This is a genomic window from Promicromonospora sp. NPDC023805 (assembly GCF_040639635.1).
Classification (GTDB): Bacteria; Actinomycetota; Actinomycetes; order Actinomycetales; family Cellulomonadaceae; genus Promicromonospora.
This window is the reverse complement of record NZ_JBFAAH010000028.1, coordinates 61,407-86,506: the sequence shown is the minus strand read 5'-3', so window position 1 is coordinate 86,506 and position 25,100 is coordinate 61,407. Positions and strand designations below refer to the sequence as shown.

General features: G+C 71.9%; 28 protein-coding genes. 12 read left to right on the top strand and 16 right to left on the bottom strand.

What is annotated here, in order from left to right:
• From AB0F70_RS23015 to AB0F70_RS23000, 4 genes are all read right to left on the bottom strand, one after another.
• On the bottom strand, positions 1-995 hold a 995-nt coding region (locus tag AB0F70_RS23015), incomplete at its 3' end, for an ATP-binding cassette domain-containing protein (RefSeq protein WP_357453896.1).
• Positions 992-1,828 carry an ABC transporter permease gene (locus AB0F70_RS23010; RefSeq protein ID WP_357453893.1) on the bottom strand — a complete coding sequence of 279 codons (837 nt, stop codon included), beginning with the start codon at positions 1,826-1,828 and terminating at the stop codon, positions 992-994. The genes AB0F70_RS23010 and AB0F70_RS23015, both read right to left, overlap by 4 nt.
• Positions 1,825-2,862, bottom strand: a complete 1,038-nt coding sequence (locus tag AB0F70_RS23005; RefSeq protein ID WP_357453890.1) for an ABC transporter permease — start codon at positions 2,860-2,862, stop codon at positions 1,825-1,827. The genes AB0F70_RS23010 and AB0F70_RS23005 overlap by 4 nt, the downstream gene beginning before the upstream one ends.
• 1 nt (position 2,863) lies before the next feature.
• Positions 2,864-4,675, bottom strand: coding sequence for a peptide ABC transporter substrate-binding protein (locus AB0F70_RS23000; protein ID WP_357453887.1), 1,812 nt, complete (start codon positions 4,673-4,675; stop codon positions 2,864-2,866).
• 272 nt (positions 4,676-4,947) lie between these two features.
• Here AB0F70_RS23000 and AB0F70_RS22995 point away from each other — a divergent pair, with 272 nt between their 5' ends.
• Positions 4,948-6,165: an ROK family transcriptional regulator gene (locus AB0F70_RS22995; RefSeq protein WP_357453884.1), complete on the top strand. Its 1,218-nt coding sequence runs from the start codon at positions 4,948-4,950 to the stop codon at positions 6,163-6,165.
• Positions 6,162-7,685, top strand: coding sequence for a M81 family metallopeptidase (locus tag AB0F70_RS22990; RefSeq protein ID WP_357453881.1), 1,524 nt, complete (start codon positions 6,162-6,164; stop codon positions 7,683-7,685). The genes AB0F70_RS22995 and AB0F70_RS22990 overlap by 4 nt, the downstream gene beginning before the upstream one ends.
• Positions 7,686-7,760: 75 nt before the next feature.
• Here the strand turns inward: AB0F70_RS22990 and AB0F70_RS22985 are convergent, their stop codons facing one another.
• Both AB0F70_RS22985 and ddaH read right to left on the bottom strand, forming a co-directional pair.
• Entirely contained in the window at positions 7,761-8,789 is a 1,029-nt protein-coding gene (locus AB0F70_RS22985; protein WP_357453878.1) for an ornithine cyclodeaminase, read from the bottom strand.
• Positions 8,786-9,721: a dimethylargininase gene (ddaH, locus tag AB0F70_RS22980; protein WP_357453875.1), complete on the bottom strand. Its 936-nt coding sequence runs from the start codon at positions 9,719-9,721 to the stop codon at positions 8,786-8,788. The genes AB0F70_RS22985 and ddaH overlap by 4 nt, the downstream gene beginning before the upstream one ends.
• A gap of 102 nt (positions 9,722-9,823) precedes the next feature.
• Here ddaH and AB0F70_RS22975 point away from each other — a divergent pair, with 102 nt between their 5' ends.
• The 3 genes from AB0F70_RS22975 to AB0F70_RS22965 all read left to right on the top strand — a co-directional run bounded on the left by AB0F70_RS22975 (position 9,824) and on the right by AB0F70_RS22965 (position 12,270).
• Entirely contained in the window at positions 9,824-10,261 is a 438-nt protein-coding gene (locus AB0F70_RS22975) for an Lrp/AsnC family transcriptional regulator (protein WP_357453872.1), read from the top strand.
• A 75-nt stretch (positions 10,262-10,336) separates the two neighbouring features.
• On the top strand, positions 10,337-10,978 hold the full coding sequence (locus tag AB0F70_RS22970; RefSeq protein WP_357453869.1) for a DedA family protein: 642 nt from the start codon (positions 10,337-10,339) through the stop codon (positions 10,976-10,978).
• Positions 10,979-11,067: 89 nt separating this feature from the next.
• On the top strand, positions 11,068-12,270 hold the full coding sequence (locus tag AB0F70_RS22965; RefSeq protein ID WP_357453866.1) for an MFS transporter: 1,203 nt from the start codon (positions 11,068-11,070) through the stop codon (positions 12,268-12,270).
• Here the strand turns inward: AB0F70_RS22965 and AB0F70_RS22960 are convergent.
• Entirely contained in the window at positions 12,169-12,663 is a 495-nt protein-coding gene (locus AB0F70_RS22960) for an AraC family transcriptional regulator (RefSeq protein WP_357453862.1), read from the bottom strand. The two genes, AB0F70_RS22965 and AB0F70_RS22960, sit on opposite strands and share 102 nt — an antisense overlap.
• Positions 12,664-12,820: 157 nt before the next feature.
• On the opposite strand from AB0F70_RS22960, the gene AB0F70_RS22955 reads away from it, so the two are divergent.
• Positions 12,821-14,008 carry an MFS transporter gene (locus AB0F70_RS22955; protein ID WP_357453859.1) on the top strand — a complete coding sequence of 396 codons (1,188 nt, stop codon included), beginning with the start codon at positions 12,821-12,823 and terminating at the stop codon, positions 14,006-14,008.
• Here the strand turns inward: AB0F70_RS22955 and AB0F70_RS22950 are convergent.
• The gene (locus AB0F70_RS22950; RefSeq protein WP_357453856.1) at positions 13,907-14,755 is read right to left on the bottom strand and encodes an AraC family transcriptional regulator; all 849 of its coding nucleotides are present in this window, start codon (positions 14,753-14,755) and stop codon (positions 13,907-13,909) included. The two genes, AB0F70_RS22955 and AB0F70_RS22950, sit on opposite strands and share 102 nt — an antisense overlap.
• 40 nt (positions 14,756-14,795) lie before the next feature.
• A complete protein-coding gene (locus tag AB0F70_RS22945) occupies positions 14,796-15,986 on the bottom strand; it encodes an MFS transporter (protein WP_357453853.1) in 1,191 nt (396 codons plus the stop codon).
• A gap of 108 nt (positions 15,987-16,094) precedes the next feature.
• Between AB0F70_RS22945 and AB0F70_RS22940 the strand changes: the two genes are divergently transcribed.
• From AB0F70_RS22940 to AB0F70_RS22930, 3 genes are all read left to right on the top strand, one after another.
• Entirely contained in the window at positions 16,095-16,538 is a 444-nt protein-coding gene (locus AB0F70_RS22940) for an SRPBCC domain-containing protein (protein WP_357453850.1), read from the top strand.
• A gap of 11 nt (positions 16,539-16,549) precedes the next feature.
• Complete coding sequence (locus AB0F70_RS22935) at positions 16,550-16,894, top strand: metalloregulator ArsR/SmtB family transcription factor (protein ID WP_357453847.1); 345 nt, start codon at positions 16,550-16,552, stop codon at positions 16,892-16,894.
• A 67-nt stretch (positions 16,895-16,961) separates the two neighbouring features.
• Positions 16,962-17,348, top strand: a complete 387-nt coding sequence (locus AB0F70_RS22930; protein ID WP_357453844.1) for a DUF1304 domain-containing protein — start codon at positions 16,962-16,964, stop codon at positions 17,346-17,348.
• Positions 17,349-17,427: 79 nt separating this feature from the next.
• On the opposite strand, the gene AB0F70_RS22925 is transcribed toward AB0F70_RS22930, so the two are convergent.
• The 3 genes from AB0F70_RS22925 to AB0F70_RS22915 form a co-directional block, all read right to left on the bottom strand.
• Positions 17,428-18,399 carry a DJ-1/PfpI family protein gene (locus AB0F70_RS22925; RefSeq protein ID WP_357453841.1) on the bottom strand — a complete coding sequence of 324 codons (972 nt, stop codon included), beginning with the start codon at positions 18,397-18,399 and terminating at the stop codon, positions 17,428-17,430.
• On the bottom strand, positions 18,396-18,977 hold the full coding sequence (locus AB0F70_RS22920; protein ID WP_357453837.1) for an isochorismatase family protein: 582 nt from the start codon (positions 18,975-18,977) through the stop codon (positions 18,396-18,398). The genes AB0F70_RS22925 and AB0F70_RS22920 overlap by 4 nt, the downstream gene beginning before the upstream one ends.
• 180 nt (positions 18,978-19,157) lie before the next feature.
• Positions 19,158-20,000: an alpha/beta hydrolase gene (locus AB0F70_RS22915; protein ID WP_357453834.1), complete on the bottom strand. Its 843-nt coding sequence runs from the start codon at positions 19,998-20,000 to the stop codon at positions 19,158-19,160.
• A 137-nt stretch (positions 20,001-20,137) separates the two neighbouring features.
• Between AB0F70_RS22915 and AB0F70_RS22910 the strand changes: the two genes are divergently transcribed.
• Both AB0F70_RS22910 and AB0F70_RS22905 read left to right on the top strand, forming a co-directional pair.
• Complete coding sequence (locus AB0F70_RS22910) at positions 20,138-20,704, top strand: TetR/AcrR family transcriptional regulator (RefSeq protein WP_357453831.1); 567 nt, start codon at positions 20,138-20,140, stop codon at positions 20,702-20,704.
• Between the two features lie 4 nt (positions 20,705-20,708).
• Positions 20,709-21,302 (top strand): DsbA family protein, encoded by a 594-nt coding sequence (locus AB0F70_RS22905; RefSeq protein ID WP_357453828.1) that lies wholly within the window; start codon positions 20,709-20,711, stop codon positions 21,300-21,302.
• 6 nt (positions 21,303-21,308) lie between these two features.
• Here AB0F70_RS22905 and AB0F70_RS22900 read toward each other — a convergent pair whose 3' ends face one another.
• The gene (locus AB0F70_RS22900) at positions 21,309-21,794 is read right to left on the bottom strand and encodes a hypothetical protein (protein WP_357453825.1); all 486 of its coding nucleotides are present in this window, start codon (positions 21,792-21,794) and stop codon (positions 21,309-21,311) included.
• Positions 21,795-21,813: 19 nt separating this feature from the next.
• On the opposite strand from AB0F70_RS22900, the gene AB0F70_RS22895 reads away from it, so the two are divergent.
• Positions 21,814-22,050, top strand: a complete 237-nt coding sequence (locus AB0F70_RS22895; protein ID WP_357453822.1) for a hypothetical protein — start codon at positions 21,814-21,816, stop codon at positions 22,048-22,050.
• A gap of 190 nt (positions 22,051-22,240) precedes the next feature.
• Here AB0F70_RS22895 and nhaA read toward each other — a convergent pair whose 3' ends face one another.
• The 3 genes from nhaA to AB0F70_RS22880 are packed head-to-tail and all read right to left on the bottom strand — an operon-like array spanning position 22,241 to position 25,008.
• On the bottom strand, positions 22,241-23,641 hold the full coding sequence (gene nhaA / locus AB0F70_RS22890; RefSeq protein WP_357453819.1) for a Na+/H+ antiporter NhaA: 1,401 nt from the start codon (positions 23,639-23,641) through the stop codon (positions 22,241-22,243).
• A gap of 28 nt (positions 23,642-23,669) precedes the next feature.
• Complete coding sequence (locus tag AB0F70_RS22885; protein ID WP_357453816.1) at positions 23,670-24,143, bottom strand: hypothetical protein; 474 nt, start codon at positions 24,141-24,143, stop codon at positions 23,670-23,672.
• 37 nt (positions 24,144-24,180) lie between these two features.
• The gene (locus tag AB0F70_RS22880) at positions 24,181-25,008 is read right to left on the bottom strand and encodes a helix-turn-helix transcriptional regulator (RefSeq protein WP_357453812.1); all 828 of its coding nucleotides are present in this window, start codon (positions 25,006-25,008) and stop codon (positions 24,181-24,183) included.
• Positions 25,009-25,100: the final 92 nt, after the last annotated feature.

Sequence of the window (25,100 nt, the reverse complement as noted above, 5' to 3'; positions counted from 1 at the left end):
TGCTTCGATGCGTCGATCCGGAACCCGTCGACGCCGAGCGAGACCAGGTCGTCGAAGTACGCGGCGAGCCTGCCGCGGACGTAGTCGGAGCCGGTGTCCGAGTCTCCCTGGCCTCGCCGGGGAGACTCGGACACACGCTCTACTTCGCGGTCATCCAGCGAGGCCGGCGGGATCGCCGGGACCGCGTCGAGCAGCGTGCGCGTGTACTCGTGCTCGGGTGCGAGCAGCACCTGCTCCACGAGCCCGTGCTCCACGATCCGGCCGCCGCTCATCACGGCCACCTCATCGGCGATGTCGGCGACCACTCCCATGTTGTGCGTGACGAGCAGCAGCGCGGTGCGCCGCTCCGCCACCAGGTCCCGCAGCAGGTCCAGGATCTCGGCCTGTACGGTCACGTCGAGCGCCGTCGTCGGCTCGTCCGCCACGATCAGCTGCGGCTCGCAGGCCAGCGCAATGGCGATGACGACCCGCTGCCGCTGCCCGCCGGACAGCTCGTGCGGGTATTGGCGCGCGCGCCGCTCCGGCTCGGGGATGCCGACCGACCGCAGCAGGCCGACGGCCCGCTCGCGGGCAACCGCCCGCGGGACCCGCTCGTGGTTCAGCACGGCCTCGGCCACCTGGTCGCCGAGGGTCCTGGTCGGGTTGAGCGCCGTCATCGGCTCCTGGAAGACCATGGACGCCACGCGGCCGCGCAGGTCCACGAGCTGGTCCTCGGGGGTGGTGACGACGTCGCGCAGCGTGCCGCCGTCGGCGAGCTCCACCGAACCCGTGACCCGCGCCGTCGAGGGCAGCAGCCCCAGCACGGAGAGCGACGTGACGCTCTTGCCCGAGCCGGACTCACCCACGAGCGCGACCACCCGGCCGCGCCGCACCTCCAGATCGATGCCGCGGACTGCGGGCACGTCTCCGGACCCGGTGCTGAACGTGACGTTCAGGTCCCGGACCCGCAGGACGACGTCGTCCCCCTGCGGGGCCTGCACGGGCAGCGCGCTCATGCGGTCCTCCCCTTCACGTCGACGACGTCCCGCAGCCCGTCGCCCACGAAGTTCAGGGCGCACACGACGATGACTATCGCGAGGCCTGGCGGCAGGATGAGCCACCACGCGCCCTGGTAGATGTAGTTGATGCCGTCGTTGAGCATCGCGCCCCAGTCGGTGGTGGGCGGCTGGATGCCCATGCCGAGGAAGCTGATGTAGGCGACGAGCAGGATGGCGTCGGCCACCTGGAAGGTCGCGTTCACCACCACCGTGCCGACGGTGTTCGGGATGACGTGCGACAGGACGGTGCGGCGGTGCGAGGCGCCCATGGCGCGCGCCGCGACCACGTAGTCGCGCGTCCGGACGGACAGCGCCTCCGCCCGGATCAGCCGGGCCGGGACCAGCCAGGACACCATGCCCAGCACGACGATCATCATCCCGACCGTTGGCCGCACGATCGTCGAAAGCACGAGCAGCAGGAAGATCGCCGGGATCGCGATCCCGGCGTCGACCACACGCATCATGACGGCGTCCACGGCGCCCCCCACGTAGCCGGCGATCGCGCCCCACAGGGTGCCGACCACCGTGGCGAGCACGCCCGCGGCCACGCCGACCAGCAGCGATACCCGGCCTGCGACCATGAGCCGGCCCAGGTTGTCGTAACCGAGCGCGTCCGTGCCCAGCAGGTGCCCGTCGACGCCTGGCGGCAGGTTCGCGGCCCCGAGATCGGTAGCCACCTGCTCGGTGGGGTAGACCAGCGGCCCGAGGACGGCGAACAGCACCAGCACCGCGAGCGCCACCGCGCCGACCACTGCCAGGCGGTTTCTCTTGAAACGTCGCAGAGCGGTCATCGTGCGGCCCCCCGGGTGCGCGGGTCCAGGAGTGCCTGGACGACGTCGGCCAGCAGGGAGCCGACCACGGTGGCGACCGAGATGACGAGCACGCAGCCGAGCAGCACCGGGAAGTCGCTGCTCTGCGCGGCGCTCCAGAACAGCAGGCCCATGCCTGGATAGTTGAAGAGCTGTTCGACGACGAGCGCGCCGCCGAACATGACGGGCAGGTAGTAGCCGAGCATCGCGACGACCGGCGTCAGCGAGTTGCGCAGCACGTGCCGGAGCACGACGTCCCGGTAGCCGGTGCCCTTGGCGCGGGCGGTGCGCACGTAGTCCTCGCCGAGGTTGTCCAGCGTCGAGGACCGCATGTAGCGGCTGAACGTGGCGACTATCGGCACGGCTCCGGTGAGCACGGGCAGCACGAGTCCGGCGGGCTGGGACAGCACCTCCAGGACCCCGTTGCCCTGCGGTGCAGCCGCGGGGAACAGCCCGGCGGTCTGGCTGAGCAGCAGGATCAGGAGCATCCCGAGGAAGAAGGTGGGGGTCGAGTACGCGACGATCGCGAGGGTCGAGAGCCAGTAGTCGACGGCACGGTTGCGCCGCACGGCCTGGTAGACGCCGACGGGTACCGCGATGATCACCGCGACGACCAGCGAGAGCCCGGTCAGCAGCAGCGTCTTGGGCAGGCGCAGGGCGATGGCGTCGGCGACCGACTGGTTGAGCAGGTACGACTCGCCAAGGTCTCCGGTGAGGGAGCGCCCGAGGAACGACAGGTACTGCATGACGACGGGCTGGTCCAGGCCGTTCGCGGCCTCGAACGCCGCAATCTGCTCCGCGCTGGCCTGCTGGCCGAGGACGCCTCTGGCCGGGCCGCCGGGCAGTGCGTGCAGCAGCGCGAACACGATCACGCTGACCACGAGGACCACGACGAGCGCCTGGAGCACGCGCCGGGTCAGGAAGCGGCCGAAGCCGCCGCGCTGCGCCCTGACGGGTACTGGCGCGGCGACCCCGGGTGGGACGGTCCCGCTCGTCGCGGGGATGGCAGTGGTCATGTCAGTCGGCCCAGCTCCAGCGCTGCGGGTGGAAGCTGGCGAGCGGGTCCTGGGTGGTGCCCTCCAGACCGTTCTTGATCACCGACACCTGGTAGACGGGGTTCGGCAGCCACATGACGGGCAGGTTCTCGGCGCCGTACTTCGAGTACTCCTGCATCACCGACGGGTCGGTGCTCTCGGTGGAGTCGTGCATGAGGGTGTCGAGCTCCTCGTCGGAGTACGAGCCGAAGTTCGACGCCGCACCCGTGCCGAACACGCGCTCGCCGCTCGGGTAGCCGCCGAAGTACCAGCTGCCCGCCGTACCGAAGAACGGCAGCTCCCAGTCGCAGTCCGGCTGGTCGGCGGTGCACGGGGCGATGGACGAGAGCACCGTGTTCAGGGGCGCCGACTCGATGGTGACGGCGACGCCTGCCTGGTCAAAAGTGGACTTGATCTCGGCGAACATGTTGTCCGTCTCGGCCGAGCCGCTCTGCGTCAGGATGGTGATCGCGAGCTTCTGGCCGTCCTTGACGCCCTCGCCGCACTCGTCTTCCCCGTCGCCCGGGGCGGTGCACTCGAGCACGCCGTCGGAGCCCGCGGTCCAGCCGTGGTCGGCAAGCAGCGCGGCCGCTGCCTCCGGGTCGAACGGGTACGGGTTCGCCTTCTGCTCATCGGAGAGGAAGTCGCTCTCGGGGTTCTGCGGCACCGGGCCGTAGCCGGGCAGCGCGGCACCCTTCCAGATGACGTCGGAGATCTGCTCCTGGTCCACGAGGTGCTGCAGCGCCTGGCGCACGTAGAGCTGGCTGTAGACCGGGCCCATCACGGGGTGGTTGAAGTTGTACGGGAGGTACGTGATCGACCAGCCGGCCCACGGCTCGATCGCGTAGTCGAGCTGCTCGTACTGCTCCGGCGCGTCCAGGCCCGTCGTCGGGATGTACCCGTAGTCCACCGCACCGGACCGGACGGCGTTCACCTCGGCGTCCGTTGACGTGTACGGCAGGAGGTTGACCGTGGTGATCGAGGCGGCGTCGTCGCCGTCGTACTTGTCGTTCTTGGTCAGCTCGACCTGGCCCGCGTCGGTGAACCCCGTCAGCGAGTAGGGCCCGTTGATGGTCTGCCACAGCGGGTTGGACTCGTAGGTGGACAGGTCTTCGCTCTGCGTGACGAGGTAGTCGAAGATCCCCTTGGCGCCCTGCTCCGTCTCCGCGAGCGCCGGGTCCGGCTGCTCGTCGTCCGAGGTCTTGGCCCAGGCGTGCGCGGGCAGCGGCACGATCAGGGTGAGCTGGGACGCCTGCAGCCACTCCGGGTTGTAGACCTTGTCGAAGGTCAGCTCGACGGTCTTGTCGTCGGGCGTCGCGACCTCGGTGACGTTGTCGGGCAGGCGGCCCTCGGAGTAGCTGGCCCAGACGTCGGTGTTGGCCTGCACGAGGTCGAACCAGAACTTCACGTCCGCAGAGGTGACGGGCTCACCGTCGCTCCAGGTGCGGTCGTCGAGGGTGATGGTCGCGGTGCGGCCGTCGTCGGAGAAGGTGATCTCGTCGGCGAGGTCGGCCTTCGCGACGCGCCCCACCTCGCCCTCGGAGCCGTCGTAGGCGACGAGCGGCTCCCAGAGGGTGCGCATGATCGCGGAGTTGTGGGTGGCGAGCTTGCCCGCGATACCCAGCGGCACTATCCAGTTCGGGGTCGCGTTGGCGGGCAGCGCGTAGTTGACGTCGGTGCGGCCGGCCGCCGCCCCGTCCGCGCCGGAGGACGTGGAGCATCCGGCGAGGAGGGCGACGGCGGCGGCCGCACCGACGGCCAGCCGTGCGGCCCGTCCGGCATGCGTGATGCGCATCTGTGTCTCCTTGAGTGTGCAGCGCCGTCGATGCAAGAGCCTCTGGTCCTGGAAACTTGATTCGGCGGCCGAATAATCAAGCACCGTAGACGCACTAAGTTCTGCGGATCTACGCGCTATCCGTAACAAGACTGTTAATTCGCCCCCGCAAAAAGCCCTCGGGCCGGGCCGACGGCGTGCCGTGGTGCAGACTCGTGGCCCTAGCTTGTTCCAGGTCCGGCTGAAGTACGGGGAGTCCCCGGCGTGCCGGGTCGCAGAGATGGAGGATGTCCGTGGCCCAGTTCGCGCGCCCCCGCGCCGCCGCCCCGCGGCTCGAGCGGGAGATTCTCGTGCTCGTGTCGAGCGGACGCGCCCGGTCCCGCAAGGAGATCGCCGAATCGCTCGGCATCGCGCCGTCCACCGTGTCGCAGCGGGTGCAGGCGATGCTCGCGTCCGGCGCGCTGGAGGAGACGGGCGAGGGCGCATCCAGCGGCGGACGGCGCCCGCGGGCCCTGCGCGTGCCGGGCAGCACCGGCTACCTCGGCGTCGTCGACGTCGGCGGCACGCACGCGCGCCTCGGGATCCTGCGGCACGGCGGCGAGCTCGCCACGACGACGGAGGTCGCGATCGCCATCGCGGACGGCCCCGAACCGGTGCTGACGCAGGTCACGGCGGCTCTGCGCGAGCTGGCGGGCACCGTGCCGGATGGCGGCCAGGCGCCGGCCGGCGGCCGGCTGCTCGGCGCCGGCGTCTCCCTGCCCGGTCCGGTCGACGTCGCCCGCCGCGCCCTCGACTCGCCGTCGCGCATGCCGGGGTGGTCGGGGTTCGACGTCGGGACCTGGCTCGAGGACGCCCTGAGCGTCCCGGTGGTGGTCGAGAACGACGCCAACGCGATGGCGGTCGGTGAGCACTTCGGGCATGCCCGTCGGCACCGGCACTCGGTGTCGGTCAAGGCGGGCAGCGCCATCGGCGCCGGCATCCTGGTCGACGACCGGCTGTACCGCGGCGCGGGCGGCGGGGCCGGCGACATCACGCACACCCGCGTCCCCGCCGGGGGCGACACCCCGTGCACGTGCGGCAACCGCGGCTGCCTGGAGACGGTGGCCTCGGGCGCGCACCTGGTGCGGCTCCTGAAGGAGCAGGGGTACGACGTCGCCGCGACCGCCGACGTCCTGCGCCTCGTGCGGGACGCCGACCCGGTGGCGACCACGCTCGCCCGGACCGCCGGCCGGCACCTGGGCGAGGTGCTGTGCACGGTGGTCAACTTCTTCAATCCCGGCGCCGTGTACCTGGGTGGCGCGCTGTCCACGCTGGAGCCGTTCGTCTCGGCGATCCGCAGCCAGATCTACGAGGGCGCCCACCCGCTGACGACCCGCGACCTGGTGATCGCGCCGTCGGCCCTGGGCGCGGACGCGAACCTGGTGGGCGTGGGCCGCCTCCTGGAGGACACGCTCGTCCCGCACGCCCTGGCCGGCACCAAACTGCCTCTCGAACCGGAAGGATCACGATGACCAGCTCCCGCCCTCGGATAGCGATCGCAGGCATGTCGATCGAGTCCAGCACGTTCTCGCCGCACCGCTCCGGGTGGGAGGCGTTCACGCTCCGCCGCGGCGACGAGCTGGTGCGGCACTACCCGTTCCTCGCCGACGGCGCTCCCCTGCGCGACGCCGCCGACTGGACAGGCGTGCTCCACGCCCGCTCCCTGCCCGGCGGCGCCGTCCCCGCCGACGTCTACGAGTCCGTCCGCGACGAGATCGTCGCGACGCTGCGCGCCCAGCAGGCCGAGCACGGCCCGTACGACGGCGTGCTGCTCGACATCCACGGCGCCATGACCGTGGTGGGCCGGGACGACGCCGAGGCCGACCTCGCTGCGGCCGTACGTGCCGCCGTCGGACCCGGGACGCTGATCAGCACCACCATGGATCTGCACGGCAACGTGCCGCGCGCGCTGGCCGAGGTCAGCGACCTGATCACGTGCTACCGCATGGCCCCGCACGAGGACGTGTGGGAGACGCGGGAGCGCGCCACCACCAACCTGCTGTCTCGGCTGCGGTCCGGCGGCGCCCCGAAGAAGGCGTGGCTGCAGGTCCCCGTGCTGCTCCCGGGCGAGAAGACGAGCACCCGGCTGGAGCCCGCTGCGTCGATCTACGCCGACGTGGCCCGCGTGGCCGAGCTGCCCGGCGTGGTCGACGCCGCGCTCTGGGTCGGGTACGCGTGGGCAGACGAGCCGAGCTGCCGGGCCGCCGTCGTCGTCACGGGTGATGACGAGGAGGTGATCGTGCGCGAGGCCGAGCGGCTGGGCCGCCGGTACTGGGACGCGCGGGACGACTTCGCTTTCGTCGCGCCCGCCGCCCCGTACGAGGAGTGCGTGGCGACCGCGCTGGCGAGCACCGCACGGCCGTACTTCCTGTCCGACTCGGGCGACAACCCGACCGCGGGCGGCGCGGGCGACGTCACGTGGACGCTCGCCCGGCTCCTTGCCGAGCCGGCCTTCGCCCGGCCGGCCGACGACGCCGCCTCTCCCGGCGACGCCGGCGGGCGAACCGCGATCTACGCCTCGCTGCCCGACGCCGCCGCAGCCCGCGAGGTCGCGAGGGCCTGGGCGGAGCACGGCGCGGGCGCCGAGGTCGACGTCGAGGCGGGCGCCCGCGTGGACGACGGCCCGCACGGGCCCGTCCGCCTGCGCGGCGTCGTGGAGCACGTCAGCGAGGGCGACCCGGACGCCGGGATCGTCGCCGTCGTGCGCGTGGCCGGGCTGCGCGTGATCCTCACGGAGCACCGCAAGCCGTACCACCTGGAGCGCGACTTCACGGTGCTGGGCCTGGACCCACGCGGAACCGACGTCGTCGTGGTGAAGATCGGCTACCTGGAACCCGACCTGTACGACATGGCGGCCGACTGGATGCTCATGCTGACCCCGGGCGGCGTCGACCAGGACCTGCTCCGCCTGGGCCACCACCGCCTGACCACCCCGACCCACCCGTTCCACACCTTCGCGAGCGAACCGAACCTCACCCCCACCCTCCTCTAACCCGCTGAGTGCTGGATATTCGCCCCTCTGACGCACGAAGAAGGGCGAATATCCAGCACTCAACGGAGGAGAGGGTCAGGCCTGGGCTACCAGGGAGAACAGGTCCTTCGGGTCTTCCGGCTCCGCGATGAGGTCGAGGTGCTGCAGCAGCTCCGGCGCGTTCGCCGTCACGTCCTCCAGCACGAACTTCAGCGCGGTCCAGTCCTCCACGGCGAACCCGACGGAGTCCCAGACCACCAGCTCCTCGGCGCTCTGCCGCCCCGCGGCCGCACCCGTGATGACCTGCCACAGCTCGGTGACCGGGAAGTCCGGCGCCTGGTGCTGGATCTCGCCCTCGATGCGGGTCTGCTCGGGGAGCTCCACGAACACGCTCGCGCGCGCGACGATCGCCGGGTCCAGCTCGGTCTTGCCCGGGCAGTCGCCGCCGATCGCGTTGATGAACACCCCGCCCCTGACCTCGGCGTCGTGCAGCACCGTCGCGTTCTGCTTGTCGGCGGTGCAGGTGGTGATGACGTCGGCGCCGCGGACGGCGTCAGCGGCGTCGACCGCCATGACCACGTCGAAGCCGAGCGCCTTGGCGTGCCGGGCCAGCTTCTCCATGGCGAGCGGGTCGACGTCGAAGATGCGGAGCGTCTCGATGCCCAGCTCGGCGCGCATGCCGAGCGCCTGGAACTCGGCCTGCGAACCGCAGCCGATCAGGGCCAGGGTGCGCGACTCGGCGGGCGCCAGGTACCGGGCGGCGAGGGCCGACGTCGCGGCCGTGCGCAGCGCGGTGAGCAGCGTCATCTCGGCGAGGAACGTCGGGTAGCCGTTGCGGACGTCGGCGAGCACGCCGATCGCCGTCACGGTCTGGAACCCGAGCGACGGGTTGAGCGGGTGCCCGTTGACCAGCTTGAAGCCGTAGGTCTCCGCGTCGGAGGTCGGCATCAGCTCGATGACGCCCTCCTTCGAGTGCGACGCGATGCGCGGCCGCTTGTCCAGCTCGGGCCAGCGCGCGAAGTCGCGCTCCAGCGCGTCGGTCAGGGCGGCGATGGCCGCCTCGGGGCCGCGGCGGGCCACCCAGCGGGCGGTCGCGGCGACGTCGAGGTACGGGACTGTGGTCATCGCTGGGTCTCCTCGGGGGTGACGGTGATGGCGGGGAGGTCGTCCGCCGCCGGGCGCAGCTCGAGCGTGCAGCACTTGACCGAGCCGCCGCCCTTGAAGATCTCGGACAGGTCGACGCCGACCGGGACGAAGCCGCGCTCCTTGAGGGCGTCGGCGTAGTCGCGGGCGCGGTCGCTGAGGAACACGTGCAGCCCGTCGGACACGACGTTCAGGCCGAGGACGGCGGCGTCGTCGGCGCCGACCAGGATCGCGTCGGGGAACAGCCTGCGCAGCGTCTCCTGCGCGGCCGGGCTGAACGCCTCGGGGTGGTAGGCCACCACGGTCTCGCCGGAGACGGCGCCGTCGTCGAGCACCGAGAGCGCGGTGTCGAGGTGGTAGTAGCGCGGGTCGACGAGCTCGAGCGGGACGAGCTCGATGCCCTGCTCGGCCAGCTCCAGGCGTTCGGCCACCTCGGTGTGGCCGGCGGGCGTGGTGCGGAAGCCGGTGCCCGCGAGCAGCAGCTTGCCGATCAGCAGCAGGTCACCCTCGCCCTCCATGGTCTCGACGGCCTCGCCGAGCCGGCGGTAGGGCGCGGCGGCGTCGGTGTCGAACCAGCGGTCGTACGCCGGGCCCTCGGCCGCGCGCTCGGGGAACGTGAACCGGGCGGCGAGCGCCCGTCCGCCGACGACGATCCCGCCGTTGGCCGCGTAGACCATGTCGGGCAGGCCGGCCTCGGGCTCGATCACGTCGACGCGGTGGCCGCGGGCCTCGTAGGCGGCACGCAGCACCTCCCACTGGGCGAGCGCCTTGGCGGTGTCGACGGGCGACGACGGGTCCATCCAGGGGTTGATGGCGTAGACGACGTCGAAGTACGTGGGCGGGCACATGAGGTAGTGCCGGGGTGTGGCGGTCCGCTGCGCGGTGGTCTGCGGCATCGCGGTGGTCTGCGTCATATCGTGAGGCTACGTGCGGACCGATTCACAACAACCATGCTTCCGTTGTGCATTCAGCCACGGTTTCTTGCGCAATCGCCCGCTGTACTGAACGATTCGTTCATGGATGCCGTGAATCGGGCAATCGTCGGAGAGCTGCTGCGCGACGGGCGAGCCACCTACCAGGAGGTCGGCAGCGTCGTCGGCCTCTCCGCACCCGCCGTGAAGCGCCGGGTGGACCTCATGATGACCCGCGGAGAGATCGCCGGCTTCACCGTGCGCGTGGACCCCCAGGCGATGGGCTGGACCCTTGAGGGGTACGTCGAGATCTTCTGCTCCGGCATCGTCTCGCCCGCGGTGCTCGAACGCGACTTCGCGCCCATCCCCGAGGTGGTCCGGGTCTCCACCGTGACCGGCGACGCTGATGCGATGGTGCACGTCATGGCGTCGAGCATGGAGCAGATCGAGCACGTGGTGGAGCGCATCCGGACGGTCACGCACGTGGTCAAGACGCGGACGGCGCTCGTGATGTCGCGGGTGGTCGACCGTCCGGGCGCCTGATGTGACCGGTCCAGGCCCGGCACGCCTTAGGGTGTCCTAACAGGACTTCCCTGTCAGGACCGGAGGGCGCCCCCGATGATCAGAACCACGGTCTCCGACGACGTCGCCGGCTGGCTCGACGTGCTCGGACCTCTCGCGTTCTACCTGGTCGTCTGGGGCCTCGTCTTCGTCGGCACCGCATTCTTCGTCGGCGTCTTCATCCCGTTCCTGACCGGGGACGGTCTGCTGTTCGGCGCGGGGATCGTCGCGGGCAGCACCGACCGCATCGACATCTGGGTGCTCGCGATCGGCGTCGGCGTCGCCGCGGTGGCGGGCGACCAGGTCGCGTTCCTCCTGGGCCGCAAGTACGGGCGGCCGTACCTGAGCTCCCGGAAGGGTCGCTGGGTGCAGTCGATGGTGGTGCGCACCGAGCGGTTCTACGAGCTGTTCGGCTGGTGGTCGGTGGTCATCGGCCGCTACATGCCGTGGGCGCGCGTGTTCGTCCCCGTAATCGCGGGGGTCGGCGGCATGCCGTACCTGCGCTTCCTCACGGCGAACGTGTTCGGCGCGCTCAGCTGGGCGGTCCTCATCACGGTGCTCGGGTACTTCGCGGCGTCGGACCCGTCGGTACGACCCGTCGCGTACGTGGTCGCGGGCGTCGTCATCGCGGCGTCGGTGGTCGCGGGCATCCGCGCCTGGCGCCAGGACCGCGCGGGCCACACCGCGACGCCCGCGTAGCGCCGCGAGAACGGGTGAGCGCGCCGGGGGATCAAGCGGGCGCGCCGAGGGATCAACCACGCCGCGTGGTGATCGGCGAGGGTGGGAGCATGCCTTCCCAGAACGTCTCGTTGAGCGCCCCGCCCGGGGCCGCGGCCAGCCGGCCAGACGGCACCGTCACCGCTCCGCGACGCACCTGGACACCCGTCGCTGCGCTCTCCTTCGGCATCGCCATGGTGCTCATGGGCGAGTTCCTCCCGGCGAGCGTGCTGCCCGCCCTCGCGGCCGACGTCGGTGTGAGCGAGGGCCGGGCCGGCCTCGCGGTGGCCGCTACCGCGATCGCCGGCGCGTTCACCGCGCCGAGCATCGCCGTGCTGCTCCCGCGGACCGACCGCCGCACGGTGCTCGTCGCCCTGCTCGCGATCGCAGCGCTCTCGAACGTCGCGGTGGCACTCGCTCCGAGCTTCGCCGTGCTCCTGGTCGGCCGGCTGCTGCTCGGTGTCGCGCTCGCGGGCTACTGGTCGTTCGCCTTTGGTGCCGGCACCCACGCCGTGCCGGGCAAGGACCGCCTGGTCTCGTCCGCGCTGGCGTTCGGCACCAGCATCGCGACGGTGGTCGGCATCCCGCTCGCCTCCGTCGTGGGGGACGCCGTCGGCTGGCGGGCCACGTTCGGCGGCACCGCGGTGCTCACCGCGCTCGGCGCCGTCGCGCTCGCCATGGCCCTGCCCTCCGTCCCGCCCCACCCGGGGGCCGGCCTGAGCATGCTGCGCGCGGCCCTGCGCAACGGGCGGCTCATGGCGGGTATCGCCTGCGTGGTGCTGGTCGCGCTCGGCAACTTCGCCGCCTACCCCTACATCCGCATAGCCATCGAGGACGTGGACCCGGCCGCTACCACGTGGCTGCTGCTCACGTGGGGCATCGGCGGGCTGGTGGGTACCCTGCTGGCCGGCGTGCTCGCCCGGTGGCTGCGGCCGCTGGCCGCCGTCGCGCCCGTCGTGCTCTCCGCCTCGCTCCTGCTGGCGGCGTTCGCCACCTCGGTGCCCGTGCTTGCGGTCGCCATGGTCCTGTGGGGCCTCTCCATCAGCATGATGCCGGTGATCACACAGCTCTGGGTCACCAGGGTCGAGCCGGAGCGGGCGGAGTCCGCGATGTCGCTGCAGGTCACCGCCTTCCAGGTAGCGATAACCGTCGGCGCCGCCCGGGGCGGCGCACTACTGGACGGGCACGGCGTCCAGTCGCTGCTGCTGGTCGGCGCGGGAGCTGCGGTCGCGGCCGGGCTCGGCTGGGCGGTCCTGCGGGTGCCCCGCACCTGAGGCCGCCGGCGGGGCCGACGGGACCCAGGGCCGGCGCCGCGGCGGGGTCGATGTCGATGTCGCTAGCCCGGCCCGCCACGCGAGCGGCGAGACGCCGTGGTCCGCCGCGAACGCCCGGCTGAATGCCGCCACCGAGCCGTACCCCACCTCGAACGCGACCTGGGTCACCGAGAGGCGCTCGACGGTGAGCAGCGTGCGGGCCCGGTGCATCCGCACCTCCCGCAGCATCCGCATGGGGCTGTGACCCGTCGCGCGGCGGAACCGCCCGGTGAGGGCCGAGCGCGACAGGTGCACCAGGCCCGCCATCTCGTCGAGCGTCCACGGCTCCCCCGGCCGGGCCGCCAGCTCAGCCACCACGTGGGCGACCACGGGGTCGCGCTTCAGCGTCGTCATCTGCCACTCCATAGGAAGCGGAGCCACGGAAGCGGGTGGGCTATTCCCGCCCGGGCCGATCCGGACGCGCGGACCGGCGGCGCGCACTCGGCCGGGCGATCAACAGGGGGCGTCAGAGGATCAAGTGGCCCGAGGGCGCGGCGACGACGCTGGAACCATGCCAACTCAGAGCGTCGCACCGAGCGCACCGCCCAGCTCGACCGTCACCACCCCAGCGAGCACTCCGGCCTGGACACCCGTCATCGCGCTCTCCTTCGGGATCGCGATCCTGGTCGCGAGCGAGTTCCTGCCCGCGAGCGTGCTGCCGGGCCTCGCCGCCGACATCGGCGTGAGCGAGGGCACGGCAGGCCTGGCCGTCGCCGCCACGGCGATCGCCGGAGCCTTCACCGCGCCGAGCATCGCGGTGCTCCTCCCCCGGACCGACCGGCGCAAGGTCATGCTCGGGCTGCTCGCCGCCGCCGCAGTGTCGAACCTCGCGGTCGCCGTCGCGCCCAGCTTCGCGGTGCTGCTGGTCGGCCGCCTCCTGCTCGGTGTCGCCATCGCCGGGTACTGGTCGTTCGCCTTCGGCGTCGGCACCTTCGCCGCCCCCGGCAAGGACCGCCTGGTGTCGTCCGCCATCTCGTTCGGCGTCAGCATCGCGACGGTGCTCGGCGTCCCGCTCGGCTCGATAGTGGGCGACGCCGTCGGCTGGCGGATGGCGTTCGGGGGCGCCGCCGTCCTCTGCGCGATCAGCGCGGTCGCCCTCGCGATGGCCCTTCCCTCCGTCCCTGCCCACCCGACGGCCGGCCTGCGGATGCTGCGCGAGGCCCTGCGCAACAGGCGGCTCATGGCCGGTCTCGGGTGCGTGGTGCTGGTCGCGCTCGGCAACTTCGCGGCCTACCCGTACATCCGCCTCGCGATCGACCGCATCGATCCCGGTGCCACGACCTGGATGCTGCTGGCGTGGGGCGTCGGCGCCGTCACGGGCACGATCGTGGCCGGGATGCTCGCCCGCTGGCTGCGGCCGCTGGCCGCGGCCGCACCGATAGCGCTCGGTGCCGCGCTGGTCCTCAGCGCGACCGCCTCGTCCGTCCCTGTGCTGACCGTCGCGGTGGTCCTGTGGGGCTTCGCGTTCAACATGGTCCCCGTGATGGTCCAGCTCTGGGGCGCGCGGGTCGAGCCCGCACGGACCGAGTCGGCGATGTCACTCATCGTCACCGCCTTCCAGGTGGCGATCACCGTGGGCTCCGCGCTGGGTGGGCTGCTACTGGACGGGTACGGCGTCCGGTCGCTGCTGCTGGTCGGCGCAGGTGCGGCGGTGGCGGCGGGGATCGGCTGGGCGTTCCTGCGGATACCCCGCGGCTGACACCCTCCACGCGAGCGGCGAGACGCCGTGGTCCGCGGCGAACGCCCGGCTGAACGCGGCGACCGAGCCGTACCCCACCTCGAACGCCACCCGCGTGACCGCCAGGCACTGCTTGGTGAGCAGGGTGCGAGCCCGGTTCATGCGCACCTCCCGCAGCATCCGCATGGGGCTGTGCCCGGTCACCCGGCGGAACCGTTCGGTGAGGGCAGAGCGCGACAGGTGCACCAGGCCGGCCATCCGGTCGAGCGTCCACGGCTCGCCCGGGCTCGCCGCGAGGGCGGCGACCACCTCGGCGACCTCCGGGTCGTCGGCCGGGCCGCGTGCGCCGTCGGCCTGGCCGCCGACCGCCTCGGCCGGTCGGGACATGGCGGAGATCGCCGCGCCGATGAGGCCCGCGTAGGCCTCGGCGAACCGGTCGGCCTTGCACTGCACGCTGAGGGGGCAGGTGGTCACGAGCGCGACGACGCCGCGGTGCTCGTCGCCGAACCCCCGCAGGACCAGCGGGCTCGACCACGGCGTGGCGGGGGCCTCTCGCCGGAGGTCGCCGTACACGAGGTCGGTGTCGACATCGGCGGTGAGCCGGTAGGCCGTCCGGGGATCGACGAGCACCGCGTCGCCGGGCAGGACCGTCTGGCGACCGCCCGCCGTCTCGAGCGTCGCGGCACCGGACAGGATCAGGGCCCACAGGGCACCGGACCGCACCAGGGCCGCGTCAGCAGGTAGCTGCTCGCGCTTCAGCGTCGTCATGTCCCATTCCATACGAAGCGGAGCCACGAACGTGCGCCGCCTATTCCCGAACAGGCGTCAGCCGACCGGTGGCCATGGTGATCGGGATCGCCACCGCACCGATCAGGGCGCCCACCGCGACCGCGGCCGGCACGCCGAACCCGCTGATCGCGAGGCCGCCGACAGCGGCTCCCGTCGCGACGCCCACGTTCGCGGCCGACGCCGGCAACGACTGCGCGAGCGGCGCACCCGGCCCCGCCAGGCTGACCACCCGGTGCTGCAGGGACGGCGCCATGCCCATGGTGCACAGGCCCAGCAGCGCCAGGATCAGCGCCACCATGACGGGCGACGATCCCAGGAACCAGAGCGCCACCAGCGACAGCGTCAGGCCGATCAGCCCGAGGACCAGCGCGCGTGGGGCGTTCCAGTCCGCCAGGCGGCCACCCACGTAGGCGCCGGCGGCGGTCGCCGCGCCGTAGATCATCAGGTACACCCCGACCATGGCCCCGGAGACCCCGGTGACCTCCTCCAGGAACGGCACCACGTAGCTCCAGGCCGCGCAGGAGGCGGCGAACACCAGGAAGCAGACGGCGAGCAGCGCGAGCACCCGGGGCGCGAAGGCGTTCCGCAGCTGCCCGCGTCCGGCGTCGTCCGCGCTCGCGCCAGGCAGGGACGGGACAAGGAACCAGGAGGCGGCCAGGACGAGCGCGCCGAGCGCCGCCACGGCGACGAAGGCGCCGCGCCAGCCGGCGACCTGCCCGAGCGCCGTCCCGAGCGGGGCGCCGAACGCCCCGGCCAGCGTGTTGCCGAGGAGGATCGCGGCCATCGCCCGCCCTGCCGCCTCGCGCGGGACGACGGCGGTCGCCACCGTGAACGCCGTCGCGAGGAAGAGGCCGTGCAGCGCCCCGGTGATCCCGCGCGCGACCAGGAAGGTCAGGTAGTCGGCGGTGACGACGGCGAGCAGGTTGCCGACCACGAAGACGCCGATGGAGCCGCGGACCACCGTCCGCCGGTCGAGCCGCATGGTCGCCATGGTCAGGAGCGGGCCGCCCGCGGCCAGGCCGACGGCGTAGGCGGTCACCAGGCCTCCGGCGGCGGGCACCGACACGCCGAGGTCACCCGAGATCACCACCAGCAGGCCGATCACGAGCGTCTCGGCGGTGCCGAGCACGAAGTTCGCCGCGAAGAGCGTCGAGAGTGTGCGGCGGGCCGACGGCGGCGCGGCGGGAACCGCTTGCGTCTGTACGTCCATACGTTCCTCCGGGTGAGCAGCGGCCGCGCCGTATCGCAACCGAGCGATTGCGACACTATGGCAACCAATTAGTTGCGTCAAGGTGCGACCACGCATAGGGTCGGAGGCATGCCCTTCCCCGATCGCATAGAGCGGACCATCGAGCTCGGCCACGCGCCCGCCGCCGTCTGGGCCGCCGTGACCACCGCGGAGGGCCTGGCGTCCTGGTTCGGCCACCACGCCGACATCGACCTGCGCCCGGGCGGCGCCGCCCGGATCGCGTGGGACAAGGGCGCTCGCCACGACCTCCGCGTCGAACGCGTCGAAGAGCCGTCGGCCTTCGCCTTCACCTGGCAGATCGACGGCATGCCCGACGACGACCCGCGCCGCACCTACGTCGAGTTCACGCTGGAGCCGGCCGGCGACCCCGCCGGCACGAGCACCCGGCTGACCGTGACGGAGACAGGCTTCGCCCAGTTCTCCGCCGACGACCACGCCGTGGCATATCCGGACCACGTCACCGGGTGGGAGCGGGAGCTCGGCGAGCTCGCCGCTCATCTCGCTGCCGCGTGAACGACCGCCCCGTGAACGAGCCGGAGAAGACCGCCGAGCAGGTCTTCGCGGCCCTCGCCGACCCGACCCGGCGCGCGATCCTCGGCGAGCTCGCGGCCCGCGGTCCCGCGACGGCGACCGACCTGTCCGGCCGGCTGCCCATCACCCGGCAGGCGATCGCGAAGCACCTGGCCCTGCTCACGGACGCCGGCCTGGTGATCCCCGAGCCCGGCGAACGCCGTCGAGTGCGCTACCGGCTGCACTCGACCCCCATGCAGGTGGCCCAGCAGTTCCTCGCGGCGCTCGCGCGGGACTGGGACTCCCCGCTCGCCGCGCTCAAGGCGCAGCTGGACGGTGAGCAGCCGCCGTCGCGCTGACCTGGCCCATGCGCTGACATACTGCGGGTGACATGCCCGCAGGTCATGTCGCAGCCAAGGAGTCAACATGCTGATCGCCGGTCTCGTGCTCGCGGGTATCGCAGCTCTGGTCCACGTCTACATCTTCTATCTGGAGTCCTTCGCCTGGACCGACCGGAAGACGCTGGCGACGTTCGGGTTGACCGCGGAACAGGCAGAGGCGACGCGGCCGATGGCCCTGAACCAGGGTTATTACAACCTGTTCCTCGCGATCATCACCGGCGTCGGCATCGTCTTCACGGCCGCCGGGTCGACGGCGGTGGGCGTAGCCCTCGTGCTCGCCGGGACCTGCTCGATGGTCGCGGCGGCGCTCGTCCTGGTGATCTCGGACCCGACCAAGCGCGACGCCGCACTGAAGCAGGGCCTCGTCCCGCTGCTGGCCATCGTCGCCCTGATAGTCGGCCTGCTCCTCTGACACCCGGGCTGAGGCACGTGGTCGGCAATCCGTCAGGTGATCGGCAGTCCGAGGTGCCGACCACCTGACGGATTGCCGATCACGCCTCGGCTCCTCTGCGGAGGCGGCGCAGCATGCGCGGGTCCTGGAAGCCGACGGTGTGGGCCGCGGACTCGATCGTCGCTCCGTGGCCGATCAGGTGCTCTGCCCGTTCGAGCCGCAGGAGCTGCTGGTAGCGCAGTGGCGTCATCCCGGCGGCCTGGGTGAACAGCCTGGTCAGCGTGCGCGCCGCGACACCGGCGTGCGCTGCCAGGTCGGCGAGCGGCAGGGTCCGCGCGAAGTGGGTGTCTATGTGGTTCTGCACCCGGTGGACCGCGTCGTCGACGTGCGACCGGTGCCGGAGCATCGCGCTGGCCTGCGGCTCCGTCCCGTTCCGGCGGGTGTACACCACCATCTCGCGGGCCACCCGGGCGGCGAGCGCAGGGCCGTGCCGCATCGCGAGCAGGTGCAGCGAGAGGTCGATGCCGCTCGCGATGCCCGCGGAGGTGACCACGCCGCCGTCCGTGGTGAAGAGGACGTCCCGGACCACGTGCGCCCGGGGATAGCGCGCGGCGAGGTCGTCCTGGACTGCGTGGTGCGTGGTGCAGCGCCGGCCGTCGAGCAGGCCGGCCTGGCCGAGGGCGTCCGCCCCCGCGCACACGCTCGCGACGGTCCCGCCCGCCTTGTGGTGGGCGGCGAGCCGCTCGCGCAGCGAGACACTCAGCCGGGGCCAGGCGACCTTGACGCCTCCGACGCGCCAGCCGGGGACGACGACGAGGTCGTCGGGGCCCAGCTCCGGCCAGTCGGTACCCGCTACGAGCGGGAGGCCCTGCGCCGAGGCGACCACGCCGGCGTCGGGCCCTGGACCACCGGCCCCACGCCTGCCGTCTCCGGAACCGTCCGGTTCGACGCCGGAGACGTACCGCAGGTCGTAGGGCCGGCCGAAGTCGCCCGCCGCGAAGAAGGCCTGCGCGGGGCCCGCCAGGTCGAGCAGGTGGACCCCGGGCAGCAGCACGAAGACGACAGTGGTCACGTGGCCGATGCTGTCACGCGCACCTCGGACTCCGCCTCGGACTCTGCCTCGGACTCGAGCTCCGCGACGGTGGCGATGCGCGCGAACCGGTCACGGAGCACGGCCTCGGTGCGCTCCAGGATGTCGGCGGCGCTGAACCGGCCGAGCGGGTCCGTGCTGGTGGCGTCGCTCACGAACGTCATGGCGTAGCCGAGGTCGGAGCCGACGCGCGTCGTGGTCTCCACGCACTGCTCGGCCCGGATGCCGCAGACGCGCAGCTCGCCCACGCCGTGCGCGGTGAGGATCTGCTGCAGGTTGGTGGTCGTGAACGCGTTGTGCGAGGTCTTGCGGAGCACCGGCTCGTCAGGCAGGGGCTCGCTCAGCTCGGCGAACAGCCGGACGTTACCGGACTCCGGGTCGAACGGATTGCCCGTCCCTGGCTCGGTGTGCAGCACCCAGACGACGAGGTCCCCGGCCGCGCGGGCGAGGTCGACGAGCCGGTTGACGGGCTCCGCGACCGTGGGGTTGAGCGTGTCGGCCCACTGCGGGCGGACACGGAAGGACTCCTGGACATCAACGACGATCAGCGCTCGGTTCATGCCTCCAGTCTGGCCACGCGGGCGCGCGGGCGGGAGGCCGGATCGAGTCGCGAGGCGGACGGATCTGGTCATCGTCGCGCGCCACGCGCTAGACGTGGGTGATCGGCAAAAGGTCAGGTGATCGGCAACTCGGGTTGCCGACCACCTGACTTTCTACCGACTACTGCTCGGCCTACGGCGTCAGGCCTTGACGAAGGCCAGCAGCGCCTCGTTCACCTCGGCCGCGTGGGTCCAGAGCAGGCCGTGCGGCGCGCCCTCGATCTCCACGTACTCCGCCTCGGGGAACGCCTTGTGGAACGGGCGGGCCGTTGCGTCGATCGGGAGGATGTTGTCCTTGGTCCCGTGCAGGATCAGGGACGGCTTGCCCGCTGCGCGCACCGCCTCGACGTCGGCCCGGAAGTCTTCGATCCAGGCGGAGACGACGGCGTAGGCCGCGACCGGGGCGCTGCGTGTCGCCGTGTTCCAGCTCGCCGTGACGACCTCCTGGCTGATCCGGCTGCCGAGGTTCTCGTCCAGGTTGTAGAAGTCCTGGTAGAAGTTCGTGAACCAGGCGAAGCGGTCGGCGTGGGCCGTCTCGCGGATCCCGTCGAAGACCGACTGCGGCACGCCGGTCGGGTTGTCGTCGGTCGCGACGAGGAACGGCTCGAGCGACGCGAGGAAGGCCAGCTTGGCGACGCGCTCGTGGCCGTAGTTCTTCACGTAGCGGGCGAGCTCTCCGGTACCCATCGAGAAGCCGACGAGGATGACGTCGCGCAGGTCGAGAGTGTTCAGGACCGCGTCGAGGTCCGCGGCGAAGGTGTCGTAGTCGTAGCCGGCCCCGACCTTGCTCGACTGGCCGAACCCACGGCGGTCGTACGTGATGACGCGGTACCCGGCGGCGATCAGCTCGCGCGACTGGCGCTCCCAGCTGTTGCCGTCCAGCGGGTAGCCGTGGATGAGGACTACCGGCTGCCCCGTGCCGTGGTCCTCGTAGTAGAGCTCCGTGGTGGTGCTGTTCTCGGTGCCGACCGTGATGAAACCCATGACGTGTTCCTCTCCTGAATCCCGCTTGCCATCGTGTGGCCCGGCGGAGAACGGTCGTTCTCTGCCGATATCCGCTACAGTAGAGAACGGACGTTCTCCGCGCAAGTCGTGCGGAGCGAAAAGTGGGGTGAGATCGCATGATCGACGAGAAGACCGCCCGCGAGGCAGTGATCGAGGCCGCCGACGAGCTGTTCTACGCGCACGGCGTCCAGGCAGTGGGCATGGACGCCGTACGGACGGCGGCCGGCGTGTCGCTCAAGCGGATCTACTCGCTCTTCGCCTCGAAGGACGAGCTGATCGTCGCAGTGCTCCACCACCGCACCACGGTCTGGGACTCCGGCCTCGCATCCGCGTCGGAGCGGGCGACGTCGGCGCGCGAGCGCATCCTCACCATCTTCGACTTCCTCGACGCCTGGTTCCGGGAGCCGGACTTCCGCGGGTGCGCGTTCATCAACACGCACGGCGAGCTGGGCGCCTCCTCGACCGCGGTGGCGGACGCCGTCCGCGAGCAGAAGCGCAGCTTCCAGGAGTACGTCGCCCGCCTCGTGTCGGACGCCGGAGCACCCGCCACCCTGGCACCGCAGCTCGCGATCCTCGCCGAGGGTGCGCAGACCACCGCCGCCATCGCGGGCACGCCGGACGCCGCCCACCAGGCCCGCGCCGCGGCAGAGACCCTGCTGGACGTAGCAACTGCGAGAGGATGAGGACATGACGACCGACGACACCACCGGCGGCGGACAGGGAGCGACTCCCTACGCCCTGCAGACCGGTCCCCACGAGGGTGACTTCGCGTTCCGCTGGGCGTACGGCAACCCCGAGGCGCCGTTCACCATCACGGAGTTCGGCGACTTCGAGTGCCCGTACTGCGGTGCGGCCAAGCCCGTGCTGCACGAGCTCATCAACGCCTCCGAGGGTCAGGTCCGCCTGGTGTGGCGCCACTTCCCCCTCTTCGAGCCGCACCCGTACGCGCTGACGGCGGCCCTCGCGGCCGAGACCGCAGGGCACCAGGGGGCGTTCTGGCCGATGGCCGGCCTGCTCTTCAAGAACCAGGACAGCCTCGACGACGCGTCGATCATCCGCTACGGCGAGCAGCTCGACCTCGACACCAGCGCCCTGGTCGGTGACCCGGCGCAGCGGTTCGCCGACGCCGTCCGCACGGACTACCAGGACGGCATCGACGCGGGCGTGCACGGCACGCCCACGCTGTTCATCAACGGCGAGCCGTACCTGGGGGCCGTCACGGTCACCGACCTGCGGGACACCATGTCGATGTCCCGCAAGCGCGCCCGCTTCCGCCGGTAGCTCGGGTCAGCGCGTCAGGAGCGCCCGCAGGTGGGCCACCACCTCCCGCGGGGACTGCTCGGCCATGAAGTGCCCCGCGTCGAGCGTCCGGTGCTCCAGGTCGGCGGCCCACGCGGACCACAGACCCGCCGCGTCGTAGCCGAGCGCCGCGCCCCAGTCCTGCTGGAGCACCGTGACCGGCATGGTCAGCCGCCGTCCGGCCGCCCGGTCGGCCCGGTCGTGCTCGACGTCGATCCCCGCCGACGCCCGGTAGTCCGCCACTATCGACGGCACCGCCTCGCGCGAGGCCCGCAGGTACTCGGCCCGCACGTCGGCCGGGATCGCGTCGGGGCCCGTGCCCCAGGCGTCAAGGAAGAACCCGAAGAAGTCGTCGGCGGAGGCCTTGATCATCCGCTCGGGCAGGCCGGGCGGCTGGGCCATCAGGTAGAGGTGGAACGCGACGGCTGCGTCGGCGCCGTGCAGCACGTCCCACATGTCGAGGGTGGGCAGCACGTCGAGGATCGCCAGGTGGGTGATCCGGTCAGGGTGGTCGAGGCCCGCGCGGATCGCGACGAGCGGCCTGCTCGCCGAGGTGCTCTGGGTCCTGGCGGGGCGGGCGGCGATCGCGGTCGGCGACCGCCGGGTCGCCGAGCGAGCCCGGACGGCCCTCACCCCGGCGGCGGACGAGGTGTCGGCGGGCAGCGGCGTCCTGACCGCCGGGCCGGTCGGGGATCACCTGGCTGCCCTGACGGAGTTCCTCGACGGCTGACGGCGTGGGCCAGTAGGTCAGGCCGGGCAACTGACCGAACTCACTGACTTCGGTCCGTTGCTCTGAGATCGGTCAATCAACCGACCGATCTCGGAGCAACCGACCGATCTCGATGAGCTGCCCTGTGCAACGGACCGATCTCACCGGGCGCGCGACCCGCAAAACCGCCTGGGCCAGGTCACGCCAACCGCTAGGCCGGCGGGCGCCAGGCTCCGTCCGGCAGCGGCGGCGGCCCGCTGGCCTCGTGGGGCGAGCACAGCGGCAGCCGGTCACCGAAGTACCGGAGGACCAGGATGCCGATGACGCCCGACAGGATCGACCCGACGATGATGCCCACCTTGGCCTCGTTGATCAGCGCCTCATCGTCGAACGCGAGCTCGCTGACGAACAGCGCGATGGTGAACCCGATGCCGCACAGGAACGCGCCGCCGGCGAGGTGTCCGTAACGCACCTGACCGGGCAGGGTACCGAGCCCTGTCACCAGCGCGACCATGGCCCCGGCGAAGACGCCGATCCCCTTGCCGAGCACGAGGCCGACCAGCACACCGAGCGTCACCGGACTGGACATGGCTGCGCTGATCGACTCCCCGGTGAGGGCGACGCCGGCGTTGGCCAGCCCGAACACCGGCACGACGAAGTACGAGCTCACGGGGTGCAGCGCGTCGAGGATGCGGTCGCTCGTGGGGACCGCCGACCGTGCCGCGCTGACGGCGAGGCGGGAGCGGGCCGGGTCGAACTCCTCCATGAGGGCGCGCGAGTACCACCCGAGATCTCGGCGCGCCTGGTCGTCGTGCCCCCGGCGAGCGGTCGGGACCGAGAGCCCCACGACGACGCCCGCGAGCGTCGGGTGCAGCCCGGACTCCAGGACCGCCACCCACAGGATCAGGCCGACGAGCAGGTACGGCGGGATCTGCCAGACGCCGATCCAGCGCATCGCGAACAGCACCAGCGCGAGCAGCGCCGCGAGCGCCAGCGCGCCCATGGAGATCGCGTCGGAGTAGAAGATGCCGAGGAGGGCGATGGCCCCGATGTCGTCGAAGATCGCCAGCGTGAGCAGGAAGACGCGGAGCTGGTCAGGGCAGCGCGGCCCCGCGAGCGCGAGCACGCCGATCACGAACGCCGTGTCCGTGGACATCGGGAGGCCCCAGCCTGCCGCGTCGGGGCCGGACGGGTTGATCAGGAGGTAGATGCCGATCGGGACGGCCAGCCCGCCGATCGCCCCGAAGAGCGGCACGGACGCGGCACGGAAGGTGCGCAGCTCGCCGACCGTGAGCTCGCGGTTGACCTCGACGCCGACCACGAAGAAGAACACCGCCATGAGGAAGTCGTTCACCCAGTGGTGCAGCGAGAGGTGCAGCTCCCAGGTGCCGACCGTGAGGTTGACGGGCGTCTCCCACAGCGCGTGGTACGAGCCGCCCGCCACGTTCGCCCAGACCAGGGCGATGGCCGAGGCCGCGAGCAGGAGCGTCGCTCCCCCGCCCTCGGTGGCGAAGTAGCTGCGTAGCCCCGGGGAGAGGCGCGGGTACGGGATGTCCACCCGAGGCCGGGGACCCGGCCGGGTAGGAACTCCGGTAGGGATCCGGTCTGTCACGAGTCAAGAATGACAGACGTGAGGGCAGTCACGAGCGCTCAGCGCGTTCGAGCAGCTTGTCTCTGATCCCGTGTGCCCGGACGACGACAGCCCAGCACGCGATCGGGCCCAAGGCTGAAAAAAGCCACACGAATGCCCATGTCTTGTCGTCAGGGTAGTAGACGTTGTCGCCACCGGGCGCGACCACGACGGGCGAAACCGTCAGGCCCGTTGCTCGGGGATGCTGCCCGCTCAGTCCCGAGAACCGTGCGGGGGCTACCTCGTAGGTCCCGTCATACGACCGGAACTCACCGTCCCATCTGCAGCGCGCGCGTGGGATTCCGCCGCAGTCCGGCTCGTGTGTGGTGAACTGCCCCTGGATCCCGCCGTGGGTCGCCTGCCAGCTCTCGAGCGTCCAGGAGGCCCCGACTTTGACGAACACCGCCCCGAGCAGGATCCCAACGATCCAAGCCGGTACGACGATCAACCAGAGGGTCAAAGATCGACGGCTACGGGACGACATGAAGAGGACCCTACTGGCAGCCGACGCCCGGCCGCCCTCAGCCGACCGCGCGGGTCGCGGCGATCGTGCCGAGCAGCGCCAGCGCCTCGGCGGCCGGCGAACCAGCGGGCGCGTGGTAGACGACGAGCTCCTGGCCCGGCACGCCACGGACGTCGAACGCGTGCACGCGCAGCTCCAGGTGGCCCACCTCGGGGTGCAGGAAACGCTTGCTGGTCAGGCGCTTGCCGCGGGCGTCGTGCTGGTCCCACATCCGCACGAAGTCCGGGCTCTTGACGCGCAGCTCGTCGACGACCGCGCGGATCGCCGGGTTGCCGGGCGTGAGCCCGTCCGCCAGGCGGAGCCCGGCCACCGTGTTCTCGGCGACGCCGTGCCAGTCGGGGTAGAAGGTGCGCGCTGCGGGATCGAGGAACGTCGCACGGGTCAGGTTCCGGGAGAACGGGAACCCGCCGAACAGCGCCTCGGCGAGCGGGTTGCTCGCCAGCACGTCGAAGGCCCGCCCGAGCACGAGCGCCGGGCTGTCCCGCCAGGAGAGCATGAGCTCCAGCAGCGAGCTGTCGACCTCCTCGACCGCAGCGGGGCTCGCCGGCCGGGGGCTGAGGCCCGCCAGCCGGTAGAGGTGCTGCCTGCCGTCGTCGTCCAGGCGCAGCACCTCACCGAGCGAGTCCAGGACCTGCGGTGACGGGCTCACCTCGCGGCCCTGCTCCAGTCGGACGTAGTAGTCCACGCTGACGCCGGTCAGCATCGCCACCTCCTCCCGCCGCAGGCCGACGACGCGGCGCCGCCCGTACACGGGCAGGCCGAGCGCCTCCGGGGTCAGCTGCGCACGCCTGCCGCGCAGGTAGTCGCCGAGCGGTGATGCGGTCATGTCTTCGACGGTACCCCGCCCGCCGCGCGTATCCAGGGTGTGCTGCACCCAGGAGGACGGCGTCCTTCCTGGGCCTGGCGCGGCGCCGCAGC